This is a genomic window from Mycobacterium sp., from assembly GCF_044370595.1.
In the GTDB taxonomy this organism is placed as follows: domain Bacteria; phylum Actinomycetota; class Actinomycetes; order Mycobacteriales; family Mycobacteriaceae; genus Mycobacterium.
On record NZ_JBILVF010000133.1, the window covers coordinates 1 to 9,567 of the forward strand.

At 66.6% G+C, this 9,567-nt stretch carries 8 protein-coding genes and 1 pseudogene; 3 read left to right on the forward strand and 6 right to left on the reverse strand.

Annotation, left to right across the window (positions count from 1 at the left end):
* Positions 1 to 106 precede the first annotated feature (106 nt).
* The 4 genes and pseudogenes from ADBZ5N_RS14740 to ADBZ5N_RS14755 form a co-directional block, all read right to left on the reverse strand.
* Positions 107 to 2,005: a PecA family PE domain-processing aspartic protease gene (locus ADBZ5N_RS14740; RefSeq protein ID WP_526258598.1), complete on the reverse strand. Its 1,899-nt coding sequence runs from the start codon at positions 2,003 to 2,005 to the stop codon at positions 107 to 109.
* A 265-nt stretch (positions 2,006 to 2,270) separates the two neighbouring features.
* Positions 2,271 to 2,654 (reverse strand): NINE protein, encoded by a 384-nt coding sequence (locus ADBZ5N_RS14745; RefSeq protein WP_526258600.1) that lies wholly within the window; start codon positions 2,652 to 2,654, stop codon positions 2,271 to 2,273.
* A 75-nt stretch (positions 2,655 to 2,729) separates the two neighbouring features.
* Positions 2,730 to 3,773, reverse strand: a complete 1,044-nt coding sequence (gene ligD / locus ADBZ5N_RS14750; protein WP_526258602.1) for a non-homologous end-joining DNA ligase — start codon at positions 3,771 to 3,773, stop codon at positions 2,730 to 2,732.
* Positions 3,770 to 3,934, reverse strand: a pseudogene (locus ADBZ5N_RS14755) (ATP-dependent DNA ligase); the annotation flags it as partial. The gene ligD and the pseudogene ADBZ5N_RS14755, both read right to left, overlap by 4 nt.
* Positions 3,935 to 4,396: 462 nt before the next feature.
* Between ADBZ5N_RS14755 and ADBZ5N_RS14760 the strand changes: the two are divergent.
* From ADBZ5N_RS14760 to gluQRS, 3 genes are all read left to right on the forward strand, one after another.
* Entirely contained in the window at positions 4,397 to 5,464 is a 1,068-nt protein-coding gene (locus tag ADBZ5N_RS14760) for an ATP-dependent DNA ligase (protein WP_526258604.1), read from the forward strand.
* A 571-nt stretch (positions 5,465 to 6,035) separates the two neighbouring features.
* Positions 6,036 to 6,185, forward strand: coding sequence for a hypothetical protein (locus ADBZ5N_RS14765; RefSeq protein ID WP_526258606.1), 150 nt, complete (start codon positions 6,036 to 6,038; stop codon positions 6,183 to 6,185).
* Positions 6,186 to 6,408: 223 nt separating this feature from the next.
* Positions 6,409 to 7,284, forward strand: a complete 876-nt coding sequence (gene gluQRS / locus ADBZ5N_RS14770) for a tRNA glutamyl-Q(34) synthetase GluQRS (RefSeq protein ID WP_526258608.1) — start codon at positions 6,409 to 6,411, stop codon at positions 7,282 to 7,284.
* A gap of 10 nt (positions 7,285 to 7,294) precedes the next feature.
* Here the strand turns inward: gluQRS and ADBZ5N_RS14775 are convergent, their stop codons facing one another.
* Entirely contained in the window at positions 7,295 to 8,506 is a 1,212-nt protein-coding gene (locus tag ADBZ5N_RS14775; protein WP_526258610.1) for a saccharopine dehydrogenase family protein, read from the reverse strand.
* A gap of 33 nt (positions 8,507 to 8,539) precedes the next feature.
* Positions 8,540 to 9,567 (reverse strand): right-handed parallel beta-helix repeat-containing protein (locus tag ADBZ5N_RS14780; RefSeq protein WP_526258612.1); only part of this gene is annotated, 1,028 nt, incomplete at its 5' end.

The following is a 9,567-nucleotide window of genomic DNA, read 5'->3' on the forward strand; positions in this document are numbered from 1 at the left end:
ATGACGTCCTCCCAAAGACGAATCCCTGGGCGAACAGTAACCCTCGTTAGATCATCCCTACGGTGTTTTCAGGGATCGGTCCCAATGGTGTCCGGGAGGCAGCGCGTCACCAGATGGCGAAGTCCGTCGACCCGATGCCGTACGGCTCGTTGAACCCGTAGTTGATGTAGATCGGGCCCTGGGCGTACGGCGCGTTACCGGTGTTGAACAGACCGGACTCGATGTACGGGGTAGCCGCCTCGCCGCCCTGGGTGGTGTAGCTGTAGAGCAGCGTGGTGCCGTCCATGGCGTACACGTCGATCTTGGTGCCCACCGGCACCGATGACCCTGTCTGTGGGAACAGCGAGCGGTTCAAGGTGCCGTAGACGCCGCCGGAGTCGATGATCGCCCCCGCGTTCTGCTTGGGGCCTCCGTTGATGCTGACCTTCACGTAGGTGTCCGAGGCACCCGGCACCGACACCCTCGTCGGGTACAGGTTGGGCCCCAGGATCATGTAGCCGCCGAGCCCGAACGGATAGACGTTCTGATGGATGAGCAGGCCGTCGCTCAACTCGCCGGGCATCGCAGCAGTCGGGACCGGAACGGGGCCGGGCCCGGGGCTGTTCGCCGCAACGCCCAGCACACCGTCGGACCCCCACGAGAAGAACTGCTTGAAGTTCGCGACGCTGTTCTCGTAGTTGGGATCACCGGGAATGTCGGTGACGATGTTGACCGGTGCGGTACCCACCGCCCCGTCACCGAGATCAACCGTGGTGTTGTAGGTCTCGTAGTTGTAACAAAGTCCGCCACTGAAGCAGCTCTGGCCCCCGCCGACCTTGGCGCCCAGTGAGCCGTCACCGACCTTGTCACGAGTGGTCACCAGCCCCGAGGCACCGGTGTCCAGCAGGAGGTCCGCGTTGCGGCCTCCATTGATCTTCACGTTGACCATCGGCTGAGTGCCGAGTTTGATCCGGATCGGAACCCGGGCGTAAATCTTGCCGTTCTGGCGGGCGGCGAGCACCGTGGCTTCCGCCGTGCCGATATCGGCACCGAACCAGCCCAGCGTCGGGATGAGCAGCGACGCCGTGGCCAGCGAGGCGTCCGACAGGGCCGGCCACAGCAGTTGGTTCTGCAGGTTGGCTTGGGCGATTCCGTGGATCAGGGGATTGCCCACCGTACTGGCGACGAAGTTCTGCGCGTTGGTGATGCTCGAACCCCAGATGGACAGCATCAATTGTGCGGTCGCCAGCGCGGCCTGCGGGCCGAAGGCGCCGAAGCCGGCCAGGATGTTGCCCGCCCCCCACGTTGCCTCGTTGATCAGAGCCTGCGCCTGTTCGATCTGCTGGAGCGCCAGTTTGACCTTTTGGCCGGGAACGATCGCGGTGCCCGGGTTGGCGCCGCCGGGCAGCCAGGACTCCATGCTGGGGGCTGGGTCGCCGACGACTGCCAGGGCTGGGGTCGCGACCGGCTGGTCAAACTCCAGGGTCGCGGCCTGCTGGTCAAACTCCAGCGAATCCTGTTGTGCCGCAGCGGGAGCCGGCAGCGCGGGGGCGTCCAGCTCGGCGGTCAATCCCCGGCTGAGCGGGGTGGTGACACGCTTGGTGGCCGGTGCGGCGGCAGCCGGCAGTGGGTTATCGGTAGCGGGGGCGTCCTGAGTGGGGGCCTCTTGGGCGGGTTGCGGCTCGTCGACAGCCGGAAGTGTCTCCGCGGCGGCCGGCTCGGGTGGTGGTTCGGGGGCGGTTTCGACGATCCGCACTTGACCGCGGCGGGCCGGAGCCGCGTCGCTGTCGGCGGCCGCACTGGCCCGGGGACCCCGCGTCGTCCTGGTCTGGGCGGGTTCCCGTTTGGTCGTCGAGGCCTCGCTGGAGGTGCCCCCCGAAGCGGCGGAGGCGGAGTCGGTGCCGGTATCGGCGAAGGCCACGGCAGTGCCGCCCACCATCGCGGCGCCCATACCGAGTGTCACCGCACCCGCTCCGAGCCAGGCGTAGGGCTGGACGCGACGGCGCATGGCTTTACGTGTGGACATTACGACTCCCCGGAGAGTGGCGGTTTGACCCTTAAGTTTTGCTGAGTGTCTACCACACTTTTCTGAGAGCGCAGCGGCCTTCGGGCATTCCGGGCCGGTAAACCGGCAACGTCCGACATCGGGCGGCGGAACTGGTCTGGGCGCAGGCTGCCCCCACTTCACGATCCAGGGCAATCGACGTCGACCCGTCGAGCACTCTCGAAGGCGAGATTCCCGGATCTTCAACTAACTGCGAGGGGTGCGGACGGGCTGCCCCCGGTGGGGACTAGGTCCCGTCCCGCAGAGGCCGGCCCGCCGGGTCGCGCACCCTGTCGGTGAGAATCAGAACCGCGTCGATGAGTCCCCAGATGACCGCGCCGATACCGCAGGTGACCAAACCGACGATCAACTGGGCGACGCCCAACCCGGTATAGCCGAGGTAGATCCGACCTATACCGACGATCCCGATAAGACCGAGCAGTTGCAGCAACCCGCCGACGACCTTGGACTTCGCAGACAGCGGCTCACCGGTCAGCGGATGCCGGCCATACGGTGCTGCGGGGTCGAAATATGCGCCGGGCGGGGGGTACGGGCCGGGCGGGGGGTAGTACGGCGGCGGCATGCCGCCCTCGATGCCTCCGAACGTCGGCTCGGTCATGCCCTCAAGCATGCCAGTTAGCCGACAAGGCCGTCACGCCGGCAGTGAACCCGAGTCGGGCGAGTACTCCCTACGCTCGACACCGCGCTAGTCCGTCGGTTCGTTCAGCCCCTTCAAGTCCCGATCCCGGCTCGGCCGAACCCTTTTCGGCTCCCCCGGCATCTTCGGATAGTTCGGCGGATACGGCAGATCGCCCAGACCGCGATCAAGGTCGGCAGCCCACATCGCCAGCAGTGGCTCGATTGACTGGGCCAGCGAGTCAAGTCCAGCCATCGGGTCACCGCGATCGGCGACCAGGGTCGGCACCGTCGCCATGGTGAAGTCGTCGGGGGTGGCGGCGGCAGCGAGTTCGTTCCATGTCAAGGGTGTGGACACCGTCGCGATCGGAGTCGGCCGCACCGAGTAGGCGGCGGCGAAGGTGCGATCGCGGGCGTTCTGGTTGTAGTCGATGAAGATCCGTTGTCCTCGTTCCTCTTTCCACCATGCCGTGGTCACCAGATCCGGTGCCCGGCGCTCGACCTCGCGGGCCAGGGCGATCCCCGCGTGGCGCACCGCGATGAAGTCCCAGTCGGTGGTGATCCGCAGGAACACGTGCACACCCCGGCCTCCGGAAGTCTTCGGATAGCCGACCAGTCCGAGTTCATCGAGCAGGGGCTTGAGGACGCCCGCGGCGACGGCCGTGGCTTCGGCGAAACCCGTACCGGGCTGCGGGTCGAGGTCGATGCGCAACTCGTCGGGGTGTTCAGCGTCCGGGCAGCGAACTTGCCAGGGATGCAGGGTGATTGCCCCCATCTGAGCGGCCCACACGATCGCCGACGGGTGGGTGACCATCAGCGCGTCCGCGGTGCGTCCGGAGGGAAAGCTCACCCGGCAGGTCTTCAGATAGTCCGGATGCTTCTGCGGAACCCGCTTCTGGTAGATCATCTCACCGTCGATGCCGTCGGGGAACCGTTGCAGGTGGGTCGGGCGGTCGCGTAGTGCAATGAGCATCGTGTCGGCGATGGTCCGGTAGTAGTCGATCAGTGCGCCCTTGGTCCCGGCGGCACCGAGTTTGGGGAAGAACACTTTGTCCCGGTTGGTGATTCGCACCGCGACACCATCGACGTCGATCTCCTCGGCCGCGGCGCTCACTGCGCTGCCAGCACATCGTTGAGGTCGTGATGCAACGGCACGTCGAGTTGGTCGAAGGTGCACCCGGCCGGGTCGCGGTCGGGCCGCCACCGAATGAGTCGCACGGTGTGGCGGAACCGCTGCCAGGCCCCGGTTGCCTCCATTTGGTCGTAGGCCATCTTCCCTGAGTCGGAGCATGCGGCCGCATCGTCGTATCGGCGGGAACTGGCAGCATCGGATTGCAGACCGCTCACGCCTCGAAGTTACGCCTATGACTTGCTGCGGTGGTTTCGTTTTCAGAACGAGCGGCTGATCGCTTGGGAGCGTGCGGAGCACTGCCGAAGCTGGTGTCGAGCGTCGCGGCGACCACTCGCGGATACACCGCTGTGTTTCCCGAACACCTCGTTGCCACGAACACGCCTGCACCCGATGCCGGTTCCTTCGCGGGACCCGCACAACTCGGCCGCATCGCGGACATGACGCGCAACGCCGAATACCGCATCAACGAGGCACGCGACCGAGGATGGTTGGGGAGGTGGCGGCCCTGGAGGAATGCCTTACACACCTGCGAGTCCGCGGCGATGAAGCACGACGCCGCCTGGCCGACAACGGCAACCCCTTGCCGCCGAGGGCACAATGGGTCAATGGATTTGCCCGTGATGCCGCCCGTGTCGCCGATGCTGTCCAAGTCGGTTCCGGTGATCCCCGAGGGTGCCTGTTATGAACCGAAATGGGATGGCTTCAGGTCGATTTGTTACCGCGACGGCGACGAGGTGGAATTCGGCAGCCGCAACGAGCGGCCACTGACCCGTTACTTCCCGGAACTGTTGGCGGCCGCGCTGACTGAACTGCCGCAACGGTGCGTCATCGACGGGGAGATCGTCATCGCCGCCCGCGGCCGATTGGACTTCGAGGCGCTGCAGCAGCGCATCCATCCAGCCGCATCGCGAGTGCGCACGCTCGCTGACACCACCCCGGCGTCTTTCATCGCCTTCGACCTGCTGGCACTCGGCGAGCGCGACTACACCGGTGAGCCGTTCTCAGTTCGCCGGGCCGCACTCCTTGAGGCGCTGGTCGGGTCAGGCCCGTCGTTTCACATCACGCCGGCTACCTCCGACCTCGGGACTGCACAGCGTTGGTTCGGCGAACTTGAGGGCGCCGGGTTCGACGGTGTTATCGCCAAGCCGCTCACGATTCCTTACCTGCCCGATAGGCGGGCGATGTTCAAGATCACGCATCAGCGGACCGCGGACTGTGTCGTGGCCGGCTACCGGCCGCATAAGTCCTGCGACAGCGCGATCGGGTCGCTGCTGCTCGGCCTTTACCGCGACGACGGGACCTTGGCGTCTGTAGGTGTGATCGGCGCCTTTCCGATGGCCCGACGCCGCGACCTTTTCACCGAATTGCGTCCGTTGGCAGCCGATTTCGACGATCACCCATGGCAGTGGGCGAACCAGAGCAGCGGAGTGACCGAGCAGTCGCGGTGGAACGCCGGCAAGGACCTCTCATTTGTGCCGCTTCGCCCCGAGCGTGTCGTCGAGGTCCGCTACGACCACATGGAGGGCCAACGCTTCCGCCACACCGCCCAGTTCAGCAGGTGGCGGCCGGACCGAGATCCCCGCTCCTGCACTTTTGTGCAACTGGAGCAGCCCGCCGCTTTCCAGATCGAAGATCTCGTGCCGAGCCTGGGCCAAACCGGGCGGGCCCCATGAGTCGGTTCGCCGAAATCCCGGTAGATCGACGCGCCGGCTACCGGGTTGACTCGCCGTTGATCTGAACCGGCTCGGGCAGTGAGGCCGCATGCCCCTTGCCCGCTTACTCGGTCAGCAGATGACCGCCGGTTGCCCCGGAACTGGGTGGCGGGCTGAGAATTCCACGAGCGCGGGCCTTTTCGACCCAACTGACTACCGTTCGAGGGGTCACGAAGTACTCCTGGGCCAAGCTCGCAGCGTAGCCGCGGCCACGCGCGAGGTACTCGCGGGCGATGGTGACCAGAAAAACCGGTCAGCGGATTCCCCGCGGCTGCGATCCAGCCACTGCGGCGCCGGAGGACTATCACCGACGAGTGGGCCTCACCGTTGACGTCGGTCACCGGGATCTTGCCCCTCGACCAGCGGCACCGGCGGTGCCGGCGGCGCCGGCGGCGCGGCCACCCTGATCGGTGTTTCGCCGGGCGGAGTCAGCATCGGTGGTGGGGGCGGCACCGGCGGTAATGGTGGTGCTGCCGGCGGTTCGGGCGGGGCCGCGGGCAGCGCGCTGGCGACCGCGGCCAGCACGGCCGACGTGAGCGGCGGTTTAGGCGGAAACGGCGGTCTCGGCGGTGACTCCACCGGCGGCGGCAAGGGTGGCTTTGGCGGAGCCGGCGGCACGGCAGTCGGCACACCCGCCGTGCAGGGCATACAGGGTCCTAACGGCTCATCGTCGCCGGCGTAACGGATACGTCCGGCAAGCGGAGACCGGCCTTCCGAGGGGAGGGCCGGTCCTCTGCTGTAGAAGCCCCTTCGATCGAGATCAACCACACCGCGGCCTGGTCGGCACGCTCAGCCGCCCGCTGAGCTGCCTGGGTGTACTGGCATGGTGGCCTGCGCTTTGACCAGCATGGGCTGCACCGGCGGCGTCACGGGCAGATCCACGCCTTCCACGTTAGATTGCGGGCGTGAGAAGCACGGGCGCGGGCCGATTCGCGCCCAGCCCGTCGGCGGACCTGCATATCGGCAACCTGCGCACCGCGGTGCTGGCGTGGCTGTTCGCCCGCTCGACCGGCCGGCGGTTCCTGATCCGGGTCGAGGATCTCGACGACCGCACCCACGACGATGTGGGCCGGCGGCAGCTAGCCGACCTGGCCGCGATCGGGATCACCTGGGATGAGGACCCGGAGTGGCAGTCGGACCACCCGCAGCGCTACGACGCGGTGGTCGAGAACCTGATCCGGCGCGATCTGGTCTACGAGTGCTTCTGCAGCCGACGGGAGATCCTCGAGGCGCCCCGGGCCCCGCACGCACCTGAGGGTGCCTATCCGGGTACCTGCCGCACGCTGTCCGCCGCGCAGCGAGACCGGCGGCGTCGAACCCGCCCGCCGGCGCTGCGACTACGCACCGACGACGACGGCGACTACACCGTCACCGACCTCATCCACGGCAGTTACACCGGCATGGTGGACGACTTCGTGCTGCGCCGCGGCGACGGGGTGACGGCCTACAACCTTGCGGTGGTGGTGGACGACGCGCACGCCGGGGTGGACCAGGTGGTGCGCGGCGACGACCTCTTGGCCTCCTCGCCGCGGCAGGCGTATCTGGCCGAACTGTTGGGCTACCCGCGGCCGGTCTACGCCCATGTGCCGTTGGCGCTCAACAACGCGGGCAAGCGGCTGGCCAAGCGCGACGGGGCGGTCACCCTGGCGGAGTTGGGGGTGCCCCGCGCCTGGGCGTTGATCACCGAGTCGCTGGGCTGGCCAGCGGCTGACCCCGACGAACTGCTGACGAAGTTCGATCCGGCGGGCCTGCCGCGGCAGCCGTGGATTTACCGCGGCTGATCCCGCCCCGTCAGACGGTGAGTTCCTTCTGCCCCCACGGCGACCCGTAGGCGTTGAGCAACTCCAGGAAGGGCACCGAATCGAAGAACTCCGGTCCGATCACGCCCGTACCGCTCCAGGTGCCGTTGGCGAGAAGTTCCAGTGCCACAACGGGATTGATCGCGGTCTGCCAGACCACGCACTGATGGCCGTACTCAGTCATCGACCACTCGTTGTCCACGACATGGTAGAGGTAGGTCGATCGGGGCTTGCCGTCCTTGCCGGTGCCGGTAACCCAGAGCCCGGCGCAGGTCTTGCCCTTCATCACCGGTCCCAGCTGCGCCGGGTTCGGCAGGCAGGCGGCCACCACGTCGCGGGGGCTGACCTCCACGTCGCCGACCTTGACCTTCTCGGTGCTGTCCAGGCGCAGCTTGTGCAGCACCTTGAGGACGTCGATGAACTCCTGGCCGAGGCCGTATTTGAAGGTGGCGCGCTTGCAGTCGATGTAGCGCGGCATCAGCAGCACTTCCTCGTGCTCGACGTTGACGCACTCCACCGGTCCGATGCCTTCAGGGAAGTCGAAGATCTCGGGCTCACTGAAGGGTTCGGTGACGAACCAGCCGCGGCCCTTCTCCCAGATGACCGGCGGGTTCAGGCACTCCTCGATGGTGGTCCAGATGGAGAACGACGGAGCGAACTCATAACCGTCGACGGTCAGGTTGGAACCGTCGCGGGTCCCGAGTTCGTCGATCTCGCTGAACAGATGGTCGGCGGCGTACCGGGCGAACACATTGGCCAGACCGGGCTCGACACCCAATCCGAGCAGGGCGAGCAGGCCGGCCTCCCGCCACTGCGGATCCATCGCGAACTGCTCGTCGCCGAGTTTCACACCGGTCAGTTCATAGGGCTTGTCCGGGTGGCGTTGCGACAGGCTCATCGCCATGTCGACGTAGTTGGCGCCACCGGCCAGGGCGCCCCGGAAGATCGGCATATCGAAGCGGGGATCGACGGCGTTCATCACGTGCGTGGAGCCGTGCCGGCGAACCAGATCGGCCACCGCGTCCTCCGAGGATGCGTCCACCCGGGTTGCGGTGAAGCGCGGGTCGGCGACGGCGTCCACGGCCCGCTGGGCGCTGGCCTGGTCGTAATCGGCCACCACGATCTGGTCGAAGAAGTCCCGCCGCTTGGCGATCGCGCAAAATGCTGAGCCGACGCCGCCGGCACCCACCAGAAGAATCTTCATGCGCGCAACCTATCGCTTGACGGCCGTTCGGTTCTAGAGCGGGTTGGGTGCCGCTTGTATTGTGCCGACATTGGAGAACTCGGAGGTATTCCTCGGTTTGGTGGTCGGGGTGGCCGTGGCGGTGATGAAGCCGCCGCTCTCCACCGACGAGGACACCGGGATCGTGAAGGTGAAACTCGTGGGCTTCGCGTCGGTGGTTGTGGCGGTGGCGGTGTAGATCAACTGCTGTCCTTGGACGTCGGCGATCGTCGTGCTCGCCGGGGTGTAGAACACCTGGACTTCGAACGTGCCGGTGTATCCCTGGTCGGGAATAACCTTGCCCTGCAACATCAATTGAGTGTTACCTGCCGTCAGTGCTGCGGAGTCGATCACCGGCGCGGACTGGGAATCGTTGCCGTCGTCGGTCAGTTCGATGCCCATCCCGGTGTTGCCGAAGATCGAGTTGGACAGAACAGCATTGCCCTTTCCGCCCTTCACCATGATTCCGTCGGCGGTGTTGGCGGACAGGGTGTTACTGGTGATCTGGGCGTCGGTGGAGTCCTCGAGATGAATGCCGTCAGAGCCGTTGCCGCTGATGTTGTTGCCGGTGATGCGCAGGTCCTTGGCGCCGGTGACCTGCACGCCGTCTTTGCCGTTGCTGTTGATGACGAGGCCCTGGAGCACGGAGTCTTCTGATGCGCCCATGACGATTCCGGCTCCGGTGAAGTTCTGGATCAGACCACCGCCGGTGAAAGACGCCGTCACGTCGTTGCCGATGTCGATGCCTCTCTCCGCCGCGAATCCGAGGTCGCCCCGCAGGGCGATGCTCGCCGGTGCGTTGATCGCCGCCGTACCGTTGACCACGGCGTAGACGGCCAGCCCGCCGAGGGGATTGACCGACCCGACGTTTCCGGTCAGGGTGGCGGTGTTCCCGTCACCCGGGGTGAGGTTGAGCTGGAAGCCCTTCCCCGGCTGGGCGTCGATGGTGCCACCGAAGTCGATGTCGCCGCCGAAGACGGCCACCGGACCGTTGAGCGTGGCGGACTGACCAGCCGTGAATGTGCCGTCGGTCACCGAGTACA